This is a genomic window from Pseudoalteromonas atlantica (assembly GCA_007988745.1).
Taxonomy (GTDB): Bacteria; Pseudomonadota; Gammaproteobacteria; order Enterobacterales; family Alteromonadaceae; genus Pseudoalteromonas; species Pseudoalteromonas atlantica.
The window spans coordinates 36730-55971 of the sequence record BJUT01000012.1 but is presented as its reverse complement, the minus strand read 5'-3'; the positions used below and the strand labels follow the sequence as shown (position 1 = coordinate 55971).

Here is a 19242-nt window from a genome sequence, read left to right as displayed (position 1 = left end):
CTGAATACTTTTAATAGTTTATTTTTATACGCCTAGCTAATACTTAAAATTAACCGGCTCGCAAATACTAATACCATTTTGAGTACAAGGTCAACATAGCGATAACCAAAAATACCTTTTATTTACAACATCTTGTGACTTACATCCATGCAACACGTTGCAAATAAATCACCAATCCATTATTTAAATAAACAAAACAATAACTTCACTTAATCAACTTAATTATTCTTGAATTAAATAGGTTTTATTGACCAGAAGACTTTAAGAATGGGCAAAGCCCTAATACTGAGATGTAAAAGATAATGCCTAAAATATATCATTCACAACTGAATTTAAGCTAACGCAGTGGTCTAATCAGTTTCAAGTGGCACAGTCTAAAAAACTCACACCCGAAATTATTTATAAAAGAGACGCAAAACTTAAATAGTACAGCCTCGCAATTCACTCTGTAAATCTGAGCTAGCTAAATTAAAGAGCTATCCAAACGTAGCAAAGAAAGTTGAGGCTAGAGTTAATAGCACGAGTATTTATGTAAAAAAATTTGAGATAATGTGTCATAAAATAGAAAGTTAATGGCGTAATTAAATTTAATTATTAAACGACATATAGCACGAAGCGTAAACACTTAAATACACCTACAGTTAATTTTTTGAACCCGAAGTTTAACTTAGTAACAGCAAATCAGATTTAAGCCTTAGACGTAACCATATTTAGATAAAGGCTAAAATGTACTTAACTGTTTTTATGAGTATACATTTTGCCAAACTATTAGCTTCCATAACGATAAATATATGAGGATTGATTTATTGCTAAAAGCCATAATAAAAGTATGTTACGTAAAAAACCGTCCACTGGTAAAGTTTTTCATTTACAGAGGTGGCCTCAATGTAAAAGTGAGCGATACGAAACCTATTAAAGTAGTTTGGTATGCAAACAAATAGCTACACCAACGAGCAAATACTGGCATAATTAAATATATGAAGTATAGCAACCTAGAAACGGCTACAATCAGATAGAGACGTTCAATCGCCAGTAGAGACTGAAAAATATTTAAGAAAAAATCTGAGTGAGTTGACAAGCACTGTACTTTTAGACATAAAAATGCCAAACATAAATAAAGAATGGTGTTAAAATATTTGTTGACTACTATAGCCCTAAGAATATCTTAAAGTACTCATTTCAATACTATGAAAGCGTTGGAGTTACCCCAACTAAAAGCTAGGGTTAACATAAAACTGAGCCCAAATAAAAAGCCCCAGTAGTTGCTGGGGCTTCAGATTGACGATAAACCCTGTTTTTTTGCAGAGTTTATTATTTTTGGGCCGCCCCAGGCTGTGATCGCGATTTTTCTGCTGTTATCATTATTTTTCATTTTTTAGTGTGGCTGTCATTTTTCGGAGTTCTACTGCTGAGAAGCGGCTTTTTGGGGGACTTTTTGAGGCTTTTAACGCTTAATCTCGGCTAGGCTGCCTTCATTAAGGCTATTTTCTTCATATTTTGACAAGCTGCTGCCAACAAACACTGCGCATTGACCTTTTTAATTCCTCTGTATCTACAATAACGGTGGCCGTGATGTTGTTTTGCATCTGCGAAACTTCTTTCTACTGTTTCACCTCGTTGTTTATAACGTTTTTTACCCCACTCACTTAAGCGAATTTCATTGGCTGCTTCTACACTCGCTTGCCACACATGCCGTGTAATCACTTTGGTATGGTTCTTACTATTTGTGCACCGCTGTCGAACAGGGCATTCCTTACACTTGGCTAGGGTTGAGTGGTATTGTCGATAATCTAGTCGGTTTGTGGTGTTATAAATCAGTATTTCTCCCTCTGGACATGTGTAGGTATCGGTGTCTACGTCGTAGCTATATTCTCGCTTTGCGAAGTACCCTTTCTTTTTGTTTGGTCGTCGATAACCCAAGACGCCGACCAGTTGTCGTTCTTCTAGGTTATGGCATACTGCGGCTGTAAAATAACCAGCATCTAATCCAACCGCAATAGGGTTGAGTTCAAATGTCTCAAGTACGCGGTCTAAGCGTTGTATGATTGGTTGACTGTCATGCACATTACCTGCTGTGGTATGTGTATCAACGATAATACCGTGCATGCCATCAACTACCCTGTGATCTAAATAGAAGAACCCTTTTGGCTTCTCATCACGGACCATAAACCCACTGTCTGGGTCGGTTCGACTTACTTTGGTGGGTTTTGTACAAGGCTCCTTTTCCTCATATTTCAGGGGCTTTTTTCCTTCTGCTTCTCTGTCTTTTGTGACGGCCTCATTAAGCTGCTCAACATACACTGAGGGGCTGACCTTTAAGTCTTCAATATCATAATGACGCTTATTGGCATTGGCTTTTAAATGGGTGCTATCTGCAAATAAACTGTGCCCACCAATGAGCTTTTGCTTCATCGCTTGGCGAACAATATTGTCGAAAATGGATTGATAATTATTGCTATCTTTAAAGCGTTTTATACGATTTTGGCTCAGTGTCGAGTGATGAATAACATCATCGGTAAGCCCTAAACCAAGAAACCAACGGTATGCGACATTCACTTGCACTTCTTTAATAAGGCGGCGCTCGCTTTGAATACCAAACAAGTAACCTAAGAAGAGGTATTTAAAAAAGCGGACAGGGTCTACGGCTGGCCGGCCATTATTTTTGCAATACAAGTGGGCGACTTCATCGCGTATGAATTCAAAATCAATCGCTAAGTCTACGAGTCGAACTAAATGGTCTTGTAGAACAAGCTGGTCAATCGCGACCATTTCTAATTCATGTTGTTGCGGGGATTTGTCTTTAAGCATAATGAACTCTCCAACTTCACTCTGCTTATTAGATCAAAGGGCTTGAGCTGTGTCTAGCCCTTTTTCAACACTCTGAAGCCCCAGTAGTTGCTGGGGCTTATTGCTATTTTACATGCCGTGTTACGACACTATTGGTTAGAACTTGCTTCTAAAGCCTACATAAAACGTTTGACCAATAGGGTCGTACGTACCTGCATCGGTTTCAGTACCTGTGCTTGATCCACTTACACCTGACAGTATACGTGGAGGCTCTTTATCAAATAAATTGTTAGCACCGGCGTATAGCTCTACCGCGTCACTTATATGGTAGCTTGCTTGTACATCGTGGTAGGTTACTGAGCCAATACCCACACCACCAGCAGGAATACCAAAGCCACTTAAGAATTGATCATCAAAGTCAGCTGCCCCTATGTAAGTCATGCTCCAGTTAAAGTCAAAGTCATCAAGCTTATAGCCTAGGTTCCAGTTAGCTTTGTGTTCAGATGCGCCAATTTCACCAGCAAATTCATCTTTATCTGCACCAGGTAACGGAATGGTGTAACCATCAATCAAGTAAGTGTATGCAAGGCGAGTTCTAAATGCGCCTGGGCCAATATCGGCAGAGTAAGTTAGTGTTAAATCCACACCCTCTGTACCTAAACCACCACTATTTGATACACCGCTATCGATAAACTCAAGCGAGCCTGCACTGTTATTACCTGATGGACCGCTTCGACGGGTTATAAAGCTACAGAAACTATCATCGCCACCACCGTAACACTGGTCTAAAATAAACTGACGTGGTGTAGATACAATCGCATCCGTTATTTCTATGTCAAAATAATCCAGGGTAACGTCAAGGCCTGAAATTAACTCCTCTGGAGTAAATACCACACCCACAGTCACTGAGTCACCAACCTCTTCTTTTAAGTCTGGGTTACCACGGTTAAAACCACTAATGCCCTGTAAATCAGATTGATTAAGGGTAAACTCCCCGTTTGATGCAATATTATTTGCAACACCCACATCGGCACGACATGCATCACCAACAGCGCCACCGCCGCTGTTTGTAACACCTATACATGGATCATTTAAACCACTTGGAAAGGTTTGCGAAGGCGGTGAAAATAACTCATCAATATTAGGCGCACGTGTAGAGCGGGCGCGGGTAGCACGAAGGCGTAAGCTATCCATTACTTCCCAATCAACACCTACGTTCCAGCTTTCTGTATTACCCACTGTTGAGTAGTCTGATAAACGCACTGCTGCGTTCATCGTTACGGCATCCAACACTGGGATATTCGCCTCAACATAGTATTCAGTTACATCAAAAGAGCCTTCGGTTGCAGGGATTGCATTACCGGCATTTAAGCCTGCCTGCTGTAGAGCATCAAATTCACTGCGAGAAAACTCTTCGCGGTACTCAAAACCAGCTGCTATACCTACCATACCTGCAGGCAGCTCAAATAAATCACCTGAAACGTTACCGCCAATAATTTCTTGCTCTACCGATGTAGAAAGCGTGCTTGGTGCACTTACAAAATCAATTGCACCTTGCGATAGTGAATTAAATCCGTAAATGTTCACTGGCGCACAATTAAAGCCACGCGCTGTTGCATCAATACAAATCGCTTCGTCGGTAATGCCGTCACCATCTAAGTCTTGGCTATCAATGACGGCCTCTAAACCTTGGCGAAAGCTTTGTACATTTACTAAGCCACCAGAGACTTGCGACTCTTTCGTTTTACCGTACACATAATAGGTATCGTAAAACCAGTTGTCGTTAATTTCACCCTGAAAGCCCACCGCTAAGCGGAATGTATCACGCTCTGCACGAGCACCACGGTTACCTACATCACTTAAACGTTTTGCAAAGAAGATATCACGCGCACCATCACCATCAGTGTCTGTTGCTGCATTGTAGATATCATCTGGTACAAAAGCGTTTCTGAGCATTTCACCATTTACATCAAATTCAATAGGCACACGACCATTAGCATAAATGTCATCTGAGGCAAACGGGAAAGGCTCTAATTCTGAAATAGTGGTACTAGAAGCGTACGTCCCTTCAAAAAAGAAACTGTGTTTATCAGTAAGCTCATAACTACCATTTGAGGCGAACAGGTAGCGCTCTGTAGGTATAGCGATAGTACGTACACCACTTCGGTTAAAGCCGTTAGCATCTATACCGTCACCGCCATTGGTGCTAAACGAGTCTTGCAAGTTGTTGTTTGGGTCATAAGTAAAGCGTGTATCGCCTGCATCAAAACGCCCTTGCGGAGGAAATGATGAGAAAAACGGATTTACAGCTTCAAAAATAGAACCTGGATTTGCCGCCGGATCGTCTTCAAAATAAATACCTGAAAATTGGTCTACTGCAGAGCGCTCACGGTCGCGTGAAAACACAGCGCCTTGGTCTGAGTAGCCTAAGTGGAACATGGCTTGACCTTTGCCATCACCTGTAGTTAAACCCGAAGTAAAAGAAAACTGGCGCGATTCATCATCGCCCTCGCTTGATTCGCCGTACTGGCCTTCAAACTCTACGCCTTCAAAGTCATCTTTGAGTACAAAGTTAACTACACCCGCAACCGCATCAGAGCCATATACTGATGAGGCACCACCAGTCATAATTTCCACACGTTCAATAAATTGGCTAGGTATAGTATTTAAATCAACTGCCGAGCTACCTGGCACACCCGATACATAACGGCGACCATTAACAAGTACTAAAGTACGATTTGAACCTAAGTTACGCAAATCAACAGTAGCTACACCCGCGCTTGCCGTTGAAAAGTTAGAGTTAGTACGGCTAATAGCCGGAGAGCCAAATGCCGGGTTTTCTAGCAATAGGTTTTGAATATTCAAAGAGCCTGATGCATCAATTGCCTCACCACTTACAACCTGTATAGGTGCTGATGACATTGCCTCTGCTGAACGAATACGAGAACCCGTTACTTGCACGCGTTCTATTTTTTCAAGTTCGTCTTCTTCTGCAGCAAATGAACTTGACGAAAATGCAGCTGTTGATACTGCACCAAATGCAATCGCTAAGCGAACTGCCTTTGAAACTTTATTATTTAACATTTGATTCTCCCTGGGTCACCACTTGTTAGAAGCGACTATTATTTAATTATTTTTTGTTGTCACAGTTTATTAACAGCGACTAAACCAAATACTAAACAAAAAATATCTAAAAGCCAACTACTGTTAACCAAATATTAATTAAAAAAGGGTTATTTATTGTTTTTTAGCTTAGATGAGGAATAACTGTACAAAAATAAAGCTAAAGCGTGGATTATGTAATCAAAAATTGTATTAATAGGTACAAGTTAGAATAGTTCGAACTGTTTTAGCTCGAAACTGTTTACGTTAACGTTAATAAATTGCGTAACCATTTCTAATAGAGGTACAATTTGTTTGCCTATATACAATGGGTAGTCGTAGCTATGCAGCCCTTGATACAGCTCAACACCGTGGGTTGTGTAAACAAATGTAACAAATTCACCTCTTTTTAGCGTAAATTCACTATTTTGTTTCTGAAACTTTTTTACTGCTTGCACATGTGGAGGGATATTTTTTTGATAGTCGGTTAAGTTTTGACCTAAACGTTTTTTAAAAACCAGCAAATGATCAAATTCGCCACGTAAAAGTTTACTAATGTAATCGTTTACAAGGTCACTAATTTGCTCAGGTTGATTAAAAAGGAGGGTAAATAAGTCAAATTGGAACTGTTGAGCCAGTTTAGTCCAGTCACTTCTTACGGTTTCTAAGCCTTTAAAAACCAGTTTTGATTCATCCGGCTTTATTAACTGACCTACATAGCGCTTTTTAGACCCCACACTTTTACCTCTTATGGTGGGTAAAAAGAACGGGCTGTAAAGCGATTCAAACTCTATTTCTAAATGGCTAGTTAAATTATATTTAGCGTGTATGTGTTGCTGCCACAACGTGTTTATGTGTTTAGCTAACTGTTTACCTATTTTATTACACACTTCAACACTTAAATCATCCGTTAACTTTACAAAGGTCGAATCGGTATCGCCGTAAATAACACTATAACCTTGCTCTTCAATCCACTTTTTAGTTTGCTGCATTATTTCATGGCCACGTAAAGTAATAGAGCTTGAGAGTCTAGGGTCATAAAAACGACAGCCTTGTGAGCCTAATACACCATATAAGCTGTTCATTATTATTTTAATGGCTTGAGATAGCATTAAATCGTGATTATCTTTAGCTCGTTGACGCTGGAGTGCTAGGCTTTTTATAAGCTTGGGTAAGTGGTGCTGATCTCGAGAAAACTGTGCGCTATTAAAACCTTCAATACTATTTTCAGGGTTTTCAATCCCTTCTATCAGGCCAAGCGGGTCTATATGAAAAGTTTGCATAATACTGGGGTACAGGCTTTTAAAATCAAGCACGATGACATTTTTATACAGCCCTGGTACCGACTCCATAACATAACCACCTGGGCTTTCAAACGTCAGCCCATGGTCGCCCATATTAGGTGCTACATAACCGCTGCGATGTAATAAAGGCAAATACATGTTTACAAAAGCCGCCACTGAGCCGCCGCGCTTTTCCAGCTCAAGGCCTGTTAATTGTGTGCGAATAACAGCAAAATCGAGAAGTTTTAGCTTATCGAATATTTTATTAACGAGAATGCAGTCTTGGCGATTGTAGTTAGCGAGCGAGAGTTTATCTTCATTAAATTGACGAATAATTTCTTGTAAGCTATTACTAGATTCAATTAATTTAGACTCGCCTAAAATTTCTTTAGCTACATTAGCAAGTGAAAAAGTTTCAAAACTATAAGTGGCATTTTTTAGAGTATCAATGCCATCAATTACACAGCGCCCGGGAATAGAAACCCTTGTAAAATGGCCTTTTCGAACATATAAAGGAAGGTTTCCTCTTCCTAGTAATAGTTTTACCCCAAGTGCCGCAGAGCGCTCATAAATAACTGCAAAATCAAACTCAATAACATTCCACCCAATAATAATATCTGGGTCGCACTGCTTAATAAGTGTTACAAGTTGCTGTAATAGTGCAACCTCGTCTGCGCACCATATAATAGTATAACCAATCACTGGGTCGTGATGCTCAGGCTCTCCGATCATGATTACGCAATCTAAACCACAGCCTACCAAGCCAATAGAAAACAACACCCCACTTTCATTGCACTCTATATCAAGTGATAACTTAGTAAGCACGGGCGTATAATCGCCATTGGTTTTTAATTTAGCATCTAAAATTTCAGTGTAATGTGCATGATCCACTCGTTTACCCGTGATCCACGCCCCGCCTTTAATAAATCGCTCCATTAAATAGCGCTCAATGGGCCTTATATCATCTTCATAAAGTGTAATACCGCGACTTTTTAACGCTTTGCTCGCGCTATAAAAGTGTTTGAGTGAGTAAAAGTAACAGCCACACATATCTTGCTGCTGAAAATTTTTAAGTGAAAGAGGTTTAATTAAAAAGTTTAGTGATTCGGCAGATAAAATAGCTTGAGCTGCTTTTTCATCTGCGTTTTTTATAAAAAATAGTGCGGTTTCATTCTCAGAAATTGTCTTTATTGGTCCATTATCGGTAGCAAACCAAATTTCATATTGTAAACCCTGAGCGCTATCGTGCGCTTGTGCAGAAAGTACAAAACCAGATGTTAAATACACTATCAATAAACCTTACTTATATTTTGTTTTTCTACTTTAAGGCCATGAACGTTAAGGATTGAAAATTGTTCAACCTCAAAATATAAACAGGCCATAATAGGGAGTAATTTATAAACTTAAAAAATCGCCGCATTAATTTACTAAATTAATTTCATCCTTGCTTGTAGTTACACGGTTATAACTCTAAAATCCATACACTGTAATTATATACATATTTTAGGTTTATCTCCCCATGCTTTCTGACCAACTAAAAAAAACAATTAGGCAAGTACACCAGCATGTGGCTAGTAACCTTACTGATTACCGCCCCCGCAGTAGCCAAAACTACCTTGTTGCCGAAATAGCAAAAACACTGGCTGGCGAATACCATAAAAAGCAGCGAATATGTGTTATTGAGGCTGGCACAGGGACTGGTAAATCGCTTGCTTATTGTTTAGGCGCGTTACCGCTTGCCCTTGCTCAAAAAAAGAAGCTGGTTATTTCTACTGCAACCGTGGCCCTGCAAGAGCAATTAATAGCAAAAGAGCTGCCTTTTTTTAAAAAACACTCAGGGCTCGACTTTAAGTTTGACCTAGTAAAAGGTAGGCAACGCTATATATGTGCCCATAAATTACATAACGCTGTTAATGGCGATAGCCAAACGCAAATGGAGTTTATGCCCACACTTACCTCGCCGCTAAGTGATATGGAAACGAAATGTTTAAAAGGCCTTTACGATGCCTATGTAAATAAAAAATGGCAAGGCGACAGAGATAGTTGGGCCGACACCATACCCGATAGAGTGTGGAACTTAATCGCATGCGATAAACACGCTTGCCAACGCCAAATGAAAGCCCATCAAACCTGCCCGTTTCAGCTTGCTCGTAATCAGCTTATGCAAATGGATGTGCTTGTTATTAACCACTCACTGCTACTGGCAGATTTGGATTTAGGGGGCGGTAAAATTTTACCCGAGCCCGATAACACCATTTATGTCATAGATGAAGCTCACCACCTTGCGCATATTACCCGCGACTTTTCATCGGCAGCGGCCACTATTAAAGGCACCATTGATTGGCTCGATAAGCTCACTAAATTTAGTGGTAAAATGTCTAAAGTATTAGTAGGTCAAAAGGCCATTGGTCAAAATTTCAAATTGTGCGATAGCATTAACGATGCTAATAAAGACTTAAAAGTGGTGCGTGATATTCTTGATAATGCCGACTTTGAATACTCAAAAGACGATACATATCGTTTTGAGCATGGCGAAATACCAAAATCATTGCACAACAAAGCTAAAGATATAAGTGACGCCACACTAGATGCACTGCGTTGTTTAAATAAAATGCACGATACCCTCACTCAAGATGTAAGCGATGGCGATATAAAACCCTACGTTGCCGACCCTGTTTTGGCCGAAAGCGGGCACTATATAAACCGCTTAGAGCAATTAAATAAGCTGTGGTATAGCTATGCAAATAAAGGCGAAGGCACACCTCACGCAAGGTGGATCAAACGTTTAGAATATAAAAACCATCACGATCACCTATTAAGTGATTGCCCTATCGAAGTTGGCTACTACTTAAAAGACAAGCTATGGAATGAATGCGCAGGGGCGGTACTATGCTCGGCAACTTTAAGTGCTCTTGGTTCGTTTGACCACTTTGCCTATGAAAGCGGGTTAGCAAAAGAAGAAGGCGTTAAGTTTATTAAAGTGCCCTCTCCGTTTGATTACCCAAAACAAGCCACTTTGCGTATCCCGGTAAGTAAAATTGAGCCAACCGACAAAGCATTTAGTGACCATATAGCGCAAACCTTGCCAGAGTACTTAAACACAAAAAAAGCTAATTTGGTGTTGTTTGCCTCGTACTGGCAAATGGACCATGTGGCTAAGTTTCTTAGAACAAAAGGTTTTAACTTATTAGTGCAAGGCGAAATGTCGCGCGAGGCATTATTAAAAAAACACACCCAAAATATTGATATCGGTAAAGGTAGTATTTTATTTGGTACGCAAAGCCTCTCAGAAGGGCTTGATTTACCTGGTAAATATTTAGAAAACTTAATAATTACAAAAATACCGTTTGCAGTACCTACATCACCAATAGAAGAAGCCCAAGCCGAATTTGTACAAAGTAAAGGCGGTAATCCATTTTTGTCTATTACGGTGCCCGATGCAGCAAAGAAATTGGTACAAAGCTGTGGTAGACTGCTGCGAAAAGAGAGCGATGAAGGCCGTATAACCATTCTCGATAGACGCTTAATTACCAAGCGCTACGGCAAAGCCATGCTCGACACCTTACCACCTTTTAAAAGACAAATAGATTATTAATGTTTGAACTTGCTTTAGATCCCACAACACTGGCAGTTTTATGTGCCGCGGCCCTTGCTGCTGGCTTTATTGATGCAATTGCCGGCGGCGGTGGCTTATTAACAGTCCCTGCACTACTCACCGCTGGCTTGCCACCGCATGTAACGCTTGGCACCAACAAGCTTGCGGCAAGCTTTGGCTCATTAACGGCCAGCTACACGTATTATAAAAAAAATCTATTTAGTCCTAAATTTTGGGCAAATTCCATTTTTGCTACAGCCATAGGCGCTGTGATTGGTACGTTAATAGTCGATCACTTAAGTATTGAATTTTTAAATAAGCTTTTGCCTATCATTATTATTATGGTGGCCTGTTATAGCTTGTTTGGTAGTTTAAGCACCACACAGGGCGATGATTTACCAAAAGTAACACCAATACTTAAACTAAAGCAGTGGTTGCAGGGCTTAGCATTAGGTTTTTTTGATGGCGTAGCAGGCCCAGGCGCCGGTACATTTTGGACCGCATCTAATAGTTTATTTTATAAAATGAGCTTACTGCTTAACTGTGGTTTAGCCCGCTCAATGAACTTTGTATCTAATTTTATATCGCTTATTACCTTTGTGGCACTTGGTCATGTAAACTTTTTATTAGGCCTTATCATGGGCTTTTTTATTATGTTAGGTGCTTGGATTGGCGCTCACTCAGCCATTCGCTTTGGCGGTAAGTTTATTCGCCCTGTTTTTAACACTATGGTTATACTGCTAGCATTAAAACTGATTTACGAGGCTTATTTGTAAATGCAAACACACGCGTTAGATAAATTACGCCAACAAGTTGCTACGCTTAAACAACAAGCTGAGCAATTTGATAGCGCAAAGTTGTTTTCTAAAAACCGCTATATGCAGGCGCAGCCTAGTTTATTTGACCGCGGCGTATTTAGTACTAAAAGCATGAACTTAACTGACTACGTAGCAGAAATTGAAGACGAAATTACCAGCTTACCACCAAGTGATCACCGCCATGCTTATGCTTATGCACTCGAGCGCATAGGTAATCAAGTACAAGCTGTATTTAGTGTTATTAAATCGACCCCCATCTGGGCAAAAGAAAACAAAAGCCAGTACAAACCTAGGCCCAAAAATACGGTTTATAAGCAAGCCGTAAAAAAAATAATGCAATCGTCGCACGAGCTATACGACGAGCTTAAACAAAACCATGAGTTTGAACGACGCTTAGTGTTAATGATTGAAGAGCGTAAACTACAAATGGAAAAAGCCAGCCCAGCGCAAGCACAAAAACTTAATATGGAAATTTTAACCACGCATGCGCGTTTAGGCCGCTGCCGTAAAGCTATTTCGGCCACCGAAGATAAAATTCAACAAGTCGAAAAACAACAATTACGCTAATGCAGCTTTTTTACCACCCGCTTTACAGTGCTTTAACGCTTCCTGAGCGCCACCGTTTTCCTATTCAAAAATACCAAATGCTAAAAGCAGAAATAGAACGCTTAGGCTTTGGGGCTACACAGTTTAATACACCAACCAAAGCTACGCCCGAGCAGCTTGCACTGTGCCATAGCCCAGGCTACATAAATGATTTTTTAAACGCCACACTCAGTAATAAAGCAATTAAAAAAATGGGTTTCCCGTATTCACGCAAATTAGTAGAGCGTACGCTACTTTCAGTTGGCGCCAGTATTCAAGGCAGCGAATACGCACTAAAACATGGTTTTTGCGCTAATTTAAGTGGTGGCTATCATCATGCATATAGCGATTACGGAAGTGGCTTTTGTATTTTTAACGATTTGGCTGTGGCTGGCGCGCATTTAATCAATACAGACCAAGCCGATACCGTATTAATATTTGATTGTGATGTACACCAAGGCGATGGCACAGCACAAATTACGCAACATAATAACGCTATAGTTACTTGCTCTATTCATTGCGAGCAAAATTTTCCGCGCTTAAAGCAACACTCCGATTACGACTTCGCCCTACCTGCCAACACATCAGATACCGAGTACTTAACAACGCTAAAACAAGCCCTCGAATTTTGCGTGCGTATTCATAAACCCGATATTATTTTATATAACGCAGGGGCTGATATTTACGAAAAAGACGAGCTAGGGTTATTTAATGTATCGCTTGAAGGGGTTTATGCGCGCGATTATTTTATTGTTAACTACTGCAAAGCCCATAACATCCCACTTATGTGCGCTTTAGGTGGCGGTTATCAGCGTAATTTAAATGCGTTAATTAATGTTCATAAACAACTATTTAAAGCTGCTATCGATTTATTTTAGTGCTTAGTATACACTCAAATAAACGGACTCTATAAAAGGCGCTAGCACGATGCGACTGCACGACGACATACATAACTTTTACGAAAAAATTGTGGTTGAAGAAATCATTAAACGTAAACTAGATAAAGTTTACAGTGAAGATGTAATGGCCGATTTTTGTTGCACGGTACTTAATCAGTTGCCGCCACGTTATATTAGATACGATGTAGATATGGCCTTTTATTTACCACAAAGTGAACGTATTCACATGGAAGAGCGCGTACAAACCGCTATTGATGTTGCTATTAGCCAAATTTCAAAAAAGAAAGATTTAGATGACCAGCCCACTTGATAACGCCCCTACACATGTAAAACTGGCAGTGGATTTAATTATGCTTTTGGAGCAGCACGAGGTTGCTCCAGAGGATGTATTAAAAGCGCTCGAAATTGTAAAAAGTGACTTTGAACAAAAACAAGCCACCGCTTAGCATTACTCTTTTGTTTGCACTTCGTATTTAGTCACAGTGCCATCGTGTTTGTTACAATCAATTTTAATCTCGCCAAACGTGCGTCTTGGGGTTGTTGAGCGACGGCACGTCATTTTTTGTGCTTTACTACCATATTGGCTTATGTACAACGCAACGGTTTCGTCTATTTTAAGCTGTTGCGCCGAAGTGGCTGCGTTATAAAAGGTATTGTATTGCGCCTGCCAACTTTCAACTCCAGCCTCTTTTGCAACGCCTAGCCACCCCATACCCATGTTAGTGGATTGTGTTAAGTACTGCCCTTTTAAAAACATAAACGACAATGTGTATTGCGCGCTTTTATAGCCAAGTGCTGCAGGGTCTTTTAGGTACATAAAGGCTTGTTTATAATCTCCTTTTTTATACGCTTTTATGCCATTGTACTCATGTTTTTTCATGGTTATGTCATCGTATAAATTAATAGGCGTAGACCCACAACCACTTAATAAACCCACTCCCATAATTGCTGTGATCAGTAAATATCGGCTCATGACTATTCCTTTTTTATTATTTTTATATGCGAGTACCGAATCTGGCTTACAGTTAATGCAAAGCCTGTTACTCTGTAAATTAATTTGTATAATTAAAATACTATCATGAGCTTAGCAAGTTTACTTCGGTTATTTTTTCTGGCTGCAATTTGGGGCGCGTCATTTTTATTTATGCGAATGGCAGCAAACAGCTTAGGCCCAGCGGTGTTAATAGAGTTTAGAGTTGGCTTTGCCGCACTCACCCTCTTTATTGTGGCGCTGTACTTAAAACGCCGCTTGGCGTTTACTAAGCACACAAAGCACTTTTTTATAATTGGCGCACTTAACTCCGCCCTACCCTTTTTACTGTTTGCTTATGCCGCGCAAACGATTAGCGCCTCTACTTTATCTATTTTAAATTCTACAACGCCCATATGGGGCGCGGTGGTGGGTATAATTTGGAGCAAAACCAAACCGACTAAAAGCATGGTGTTAGGTTTGCTGTTGGGTTTAATAGGCGTGGCAATTTTAGTTGGGCAAAATCATTTTGTATTAAATAGTCAGTCACTTATTGCGATTGTAGCAGCGCTAAGCGCCTCCCTGTGTTATGCCATTGCATCCCATTATACAAAAAATGCCCCAAAGCTTGCCCCGTTCGATAACGCACACGGCTCTATGTGGGCAGCCAGTTTTATAGTACTGCCCCTTATACTTTTTATGCCAATGCGCGAAGTACCTAATACAAACGTTATGCTCGGCGTATTAGCACTTGGCGTGGTGTGTACCGCACTTGCTTATATTTTATTTTTTAAACTTATTGACGATATAGGCCCAACCTCAGCTTTAACGGTCACGTTTTTAATTCCGCTATTTGGCATTTTTTGGGGGCATTTAATTTTAGATGAGCAAATAGGGCCAAACACGTTACTCGGCGCATTATTTGTTATTGTGGGTACTATGTTGGTTACTGGTTTTTTACCACGAAAAAAGCACTTAGCTAAAACAAGCTAAGTGCCTTAAATTTTATATAGCATTAAAGTTTAAACAAATTGTGGGTCTTTTGGCGCGTCGTGGCGGCGCGTTATATAAAGCACACAGTCGGCTTGGCTATTATTGCTATAGGCTCTTACGTGCTCAATAGGCACTGAAAAAGTATCACCTTGGTTAAGCGTTAATACTTCATCACCTAAGTCTATTGTTACGCTTCCTTGATGAACAAATATAACCTCTTCTTCAAAACGAATATGAGGCGCAACCTGTGCATCTGGTTGTAACTTTAACGCAGAAATATTAAAGCCATGAGGCCAATTTAGCTGTGTTTGAATACATGTTTTGGCGTTTAAATTACCGACTAATGGCGCTTCATATACGCCATCAAACTGGCTAAGGTACGAGCGTTTATTCCAGTTAAAGTTGCTGGCTTTAACCACAGTTTGTGCCAGCTCTTCATCGGTTATTACTCTGTGCTGCGCTATTTGCTCTTGGCTGGTGACTGCCATTGGCTTTACGCCATCGGGAATGGTTTCATTTAACGTGGTATCTACTAAGCTGCCATTTTCTAGCAAAATTAGTCCGTATTCTTTTGCCATGTCAAATACTTGCGGAGCCCAAAGTACTCTACCTGGGTTATCACTTCCAAGTACCGCATATAAATAGCCTACGCCGTCGCCAACATTTTCAAACCCTCTAAATATATCCATCGGGATCGAAATAATATCGCCTTCATTTAAAATTACCTTGGCATCTTTACCGTCAACACCAGTGTAAAAAGCCCACGTACCACTGTGTACTACAAAAATTTCTTCAGTTAAATGGCTATGCTGCGAATTTAAACACCCTGCAGGTTGGCGCGCACCACCAATATTAAACCCATGAGGAATAGAAATATGTACATGTTGATTTGGGTTTTCGGCAACGCCTGGGCCAATAATTGTAAAGTTTTCTTTTTGATCGCTCCCCGGCGAGCGTGTATCAATAAAGGCATTTTTACACGCAATTAAATCATCGTATCGTACTAACCTATCTGCAAATACACTCATTACTCTCTCCTAAATTGGTTACTGTGCGGTCCAACCGCCATCAATTTTAATACTTGTACCGGTGATCATTGCTGAAAGCCCGCTTAGTAAAAACACACAAGCATTGGCAATATCATCGGTTTGGGCAATTTTTTTCAGTGGGATCATGTCGTAAACAAACTGCTTAAACGTCGCATCTTCTAGCATGGGTTTGGTCATTGGGGTTTCTACAAAGGTGGGGGCTACGGTGTTCACGCGCACATTTTTATCGGCAAGTTCAACCGCCATTGCTTTGCTCAACCCCTCTACCGCATGTTTGCTCATGCAATACAAAGTACGTTTAGGTGAACCTACAAACCCCATTTGCGACGACATATTAACCACCGCCCCAGCGCCAGAATTTATTAGCGCTGGCAGTGCCGCTTGGCTAATTTTGTAAACGCTGCGTATATTCATCGCAATTACGTCATCAATATTTTCATCTGTTTGCTCAAGCATTGGCGCAACCCGATTTATACCGGCGTTATTTAACAGCCCATCGAGTGTTTTTAGCGCCTTTAAACGCTCAAAAAAAGCATCGCTATTTATATCTAGCGGCCAAATTTCTATTTGCTCAGGCGCGTATTTCTGTAATGTTTGTAAGTCACTGAGGGTACGTGCTACTGCAATAACTTGAGCCCCTGCATCTACGCATTTTTCTACGCATGCTTTACCAATACCTTTGCCTGCACCTGTCACTAAAATGGTTTTACCCACTAAAAGCGTTTTATCAAATCCCATTTGTTCACCTAAATTCTGTATTGCATTCGAAGTCATTATTAATTAGAGTGCAGTTAGATGCAAGACATTATTTAACCAATACGTCTCATCAAATGTGTATATAACAACGACTCACTAAGGACACTAGCAATGATAAAGCATTTAAAAAAGGGTCAACCAATTGACTCAAAACAAAAACAAAATCAATCGGTAAGAGATATTGTAGAGAATATTTTAGCGCATGTTGAAACCGAAGGTGACGCAGCCATTCGTGAGTACTCTGAAAAGTTCGACAACTGGACTCCGGAGTCTTTCAAACTTTCAGAAGACGAAATTAAAGCCTGCTATACACAACTTGATGAGCAATTAATTAACGATATTAAGTGGGCGCAAAGCCAAGTACGTAATTTTGCACAAATACAACGTGACTCAATGAAAGACGTAGAAGTAGAAACTCTTCCGGGCGTAACCCTTGGTCATAAACATATCGCTATGGATAGCGTAGGCTGTTATGTGCCAGGTGGTAAATACCCGCTATTAGCCTCTGCGCACATGAGCGTATTAACCGCTAAAGTAGCGGGTGTTAAACGCGTAATAGCCATGGCTCCACCGTTTAATGGCAAGCCATCACCTGAAATTGTAGTCGCGATGGATATGGCCGGAGCAGATGAAATTTATTGTTTAGGCGGCGTGCAAGCAGTAGCTGCAATGGCAATTGGTACACAAACTATTGCGCCGGTAGATATGATAGTTGGACCAGGTAACGCGTTTGTAGCCGAAGCAAAGCGTCAGCTATTTGGCCGTGTTGGTATTGATTTATTTGCCGGGCCTACCGAAACCCTCGTTATTGCCGATGACAGTGTAGATGGCGAGCTATGTGCGGCAGATTTACTCGGCCAAGCTGAGCACGGCCCTACTTCACCGGCTATTTTACTCACCAACTCAGAGCAACTAGCTAAAGATACAATCGCTGAGGTGCAAAGGCAGCTTACTATTTTACCCACCGCCGATATTGCAGGCGTAGCATGGGAAGATCACGGTGAGGTAATTGTATGTGACACCTACGAAGAAATGCTGCAAGTTGCCAACGACTTAGCGTTTGAACACGTGCAAGTGATGACCAGCAATACCGATTACTTTAAAGAGAACATGCAAAACTTTGGCGCTTTATTTTTAGGTCCGCAAACTAATGTTTCGTATGGTGATAAATGTATTGGTACAAATCATACACTACCCACAGGTAAAGCTGCGCGCTATACTGGCGGACTATGGGTAGGTAAATTCATAAAAACATGTACTTTTCAGCAAGTAACAGAGCAAGCCTCGGTGGTTGTTGGTGAGTATTGTTCACGATTATGTGCTGCAGAAGGGTTCGCAGGCCACAAAGAACAAGCAGACATTCGTGTAAGACGATATAGGAAGTAAATCTTGAAGCAAAAAAGAGTCACCTCATACGATGTTGCCCGTGTAGCGGGCGTATCGCAATCGGCGGTATCACGTGTTTTTAGACCCGGTTTTAGTGTGTCTAAAAAAACCCGTGAAAAAGTAATCGCAACGGCCAATGAAATGGGCTATCGCCCGAATGCTATTGCCCGTATGTTGATCACCAAACAATCGGGGATGGTTGCGGTTATATTGTCATCGCAAGCAAACCTGAATTACCCAGAGGTGCTTTCTGAGCTAAACAGAGAGCTGGCACTGCACAATAAACGTGTGCTGCTCTTTACACTTGATAACGCAGAAGAGCTAGATGAATTACTCGAAAACATATGGACCTTTCAGGTTGATGGTGTAATTGCCCTAGCTGCTCACTTTGATAGTAAAAGCTTAAACTTATTTGCTAAACACAGTACGCCTATTGTGCTTTATAACCGCCATGTGCCTGAGTCGAATGCAAACACCGTTTGCTGTAATCACGACAAAGGCATTAAACAGTTAATTGATTTATTACACGAAGCTAACCATAAATCGTATTTAATTATCTCCGGCCCTACCGACTCAGATGTTGCAAACGAGCGCAGAGAAATAGCCGAAAATTATTTACAAACCCTAGGCGTTAAAGACACGCCGGTTATTTATGGTGATTATGGGTATAAATCGGCACGCGACGCACTTAAAAAATGGTTAAAAAAACACCCCAAGCCCGATGCCATAATATGCAGTAATGATGCTATGGCAATTGGCGTAATTGATGAACTAAAAGAAAACTTTTGCATTAAAGTGCCCGACGACATGTCGGTTGTAGGATTTGATGGTATTAATGCCTCTTCGTGGTACAACTATCAAATAACCACAATACAACAGCCAATGAAACAGCTTACTAAAGCCGCTGTTGATATATTAATGGAGCGCATTGAAAACCCTCAAGCGGCTGCAGAAGTTCGGGTATTTACTGGTTCATTAATTGAAGGGAACTCTATTAAAAAACGTTAAATTAAGGAATT

The 19242-nt window shown here is 40.6% G+C and carries 15 protein-coding genes; 9 read left to right on the top strand and 6 right to left on the bottom strand.

The features are described from left to right. Positions 1 to 1461: 1461 nt before the first annotated feature. The 3 genes from PAT01_RS07700 to PAT01_RS07690 all read right to left on the bottom strand — a co-directional run bounded on the left by PAT01_RS07700 (position 1462) and on the right by PAT01_RS07690 (position 8459). On the bottom strand, positions 1462 to 2808 hold the full coding sequence (locus PAT01_RS07700) for an IS1182 family transposase (RefSeq protein WP_154945277.1): 1347 nt from the start codon (positions 2806 to 2808) through the stop codon (positions 1462 to 1464). 135 nt (positions 2809 to 2943) lie between these two features. After that, positions 2944 to 5871: a TonB-dependent receptor domain-containing protein gene (locus PAT01_RS07695; protein WP_154945276.1), complete on the bottom strand. Its 2928-nt coding sequence runs from the start codon at positions 5869 to 5871 to the stop codon at positions 2944 to 2946. 245 nt (positions 5872 to 6116) lie between these two features. Continuing rightward, entirely contained in the window at positions 6117 to 8459 is a 2343-nt protein-coding gene (locus PAT01_RS07690) for a DNA polymerase II (RefSeq protein WP_154945275.1), read from the bottom strand. A gap of 232 nt (positions 8460 to 8691) precedes the next feature. Between PAT01_RS07690 and dinG the strand changes: the two genes are divergently transcribed. From dinG to rsmS, 6 genes are read left to right on the top strand one after another with little or no spacing between them, the layout of a single operon-like run. Then, positions 8692 to 10767: an ATP-dependent DNA helicase DinG gene (gene dinG / locus PAT01_RS07685; RefSeq protein ID WP_154945274.1), complete on the top strand. Its 2076-nt coding sequence runs from the start codon at positions 8692 to 8694 to the stop codon at positions 10765 to 10767. Then, a complete protein-coding gene (locus tag PAT01_RS07680; protein WP_024033710.1) occupies positions 10767 to 11543 on the top strand; it encodes a TSUP family transporter in 777 nt (258 codons plus the stop codon). The genes dinG and PAT01_RS07680 overlap by 1 nt, the downstream gene beginning before the upstream one ends. Further along, complete coding sequence (locus PAT01_RS07675; RefSeq protein WP_138579832.1) at positions 11544 to 12152, top strand: primosomal replication protein; 609 nt, start codon at positions 11544 to 11546, stop codon at positions 12150 to 12152. It begins immediately after the preceding gene. Next, a complete protein-coding gene (locus tag PAT01_RS07670; protein WP_154945273.1) occupies positions 12152 to 13048 on the top strand; it encodes a histone deacetylase family protein in 897 nt (298 codons plus the stop codon). Before PAT01_RS07675 ends, PAT01_RS07670 begins: the two co-directional genes overlap by 1 nt. Positions 13049 to 13097: 49 nt before the next feature. Beyond that, on the top strand, positions 13098 to 13379 hold the full coding sequence (locus PAT01_RS07665; RefSeq protein ID WP_004585951.1) for a late competence development ComFB family protein: 282 nt from the start codon (positions 13098 to 13100) through the stop codon (positions 13377 to 13379). Then, positions 13363 to 13515, top strand: coding sequence for a pleiotropic regulatory protein RsmS (rsmS, locus tag PAT01_RS07660; protein ID WP_024033713.1), 153 nt, complete (start codon positions 13363 to 13365; stop codon positions 13513 to 13515). Before PAT01_RS07665 ends, rsmS begins: the two co-directional genes overlap by 17 nt. A gap of 2 nt (positions 13516 to 13517) precedes the next feature. On the opposite strand, the gene PAT01_RS07655 is transcribed toward rsmS, so the two are convergent. After that, positions 13518 to 14042 carry a hypothetical protein gene (locus tag PAT01_RS07655; protein WP_024033714.1) on the bottom strand — a complete coding sequence of 175 codons (525 nt, stop codon included), beginning with the start codon at positions 14040 to 14042 and terminating at the stop codon, positions 13518 to 13520. Between the two features lie 105 nt (positions 14043 to 14147). Here PAT01_RS07655 and PAT01_RS07650 point away from each other — a divergent pair, with 105 nt between their 5' ends. Next, a complete protein-coding gene (locus PAT01_RS07650) occupies positions 14148 to 15032 on the top strand; it encodes a DMT family transporter (protein ID WP_154945272.1) in 885 nt (294 codons plus the stop codon). Between the two features lie 29 nt (positions 15033 to 15061). Here the strand turns inward: PAT01_RS07650 and PAT01_RS07645 are convergent, their stop codons facing one another. Together PAT01_RS07645 and PAT01_RS07640 are read right to left on the bottom strand one after the other, a co-directional pair. Then, entirely contained in the window at positions 15062 to 16060 is a 999-nt protein-coding gene (locus PAT01_RS07645) for a cupin domain-containing protein (protein WP_154945271.1), read from the bottom strand. Between the two features lie 18 nt (positions 16061 to 16078). After that, positions 16079 to 16819 (bottom strand): SDR family NAD(P)-dependent oxidoreductase, encoded by a 741-nt coding sequence (locus PAT01_RS07640; RefSeq protein ID WP_024033718.1) that lies wholly within the window; start codon positions 16817 to 16819, stop codon positions 16079 to 16081. 129 nt (positions 16820 to 16948) lie between these two features. On the opposite strand from PAT01_RS07640, the gene hisD reads away from it, so the two are divergent. Beyond that, positions 16949 to 18223 carry a histidinol dehydrogenase gene (hisD, locus tag PAT01_RS07635; protein WP_024033719.1) on the top strand — a complete coding sequence of 425 codons (1275 nt, stop codon included), beginning with the start codon at positions 16949 to 16951 and terminating at the stop codon, positions 18221 to 18223. Further along, entirely contained in the window at positions 18224 to 19231 is a 1008-nt protein-coding gene (locus PAT01_RS07630) for a LacI family DNA-binding transcriptional regulator (RefSeq protein ID WP_024033720.1), read from the top strand. Positions 19232 to 19242: the final 11 nt, after the last annotated feature.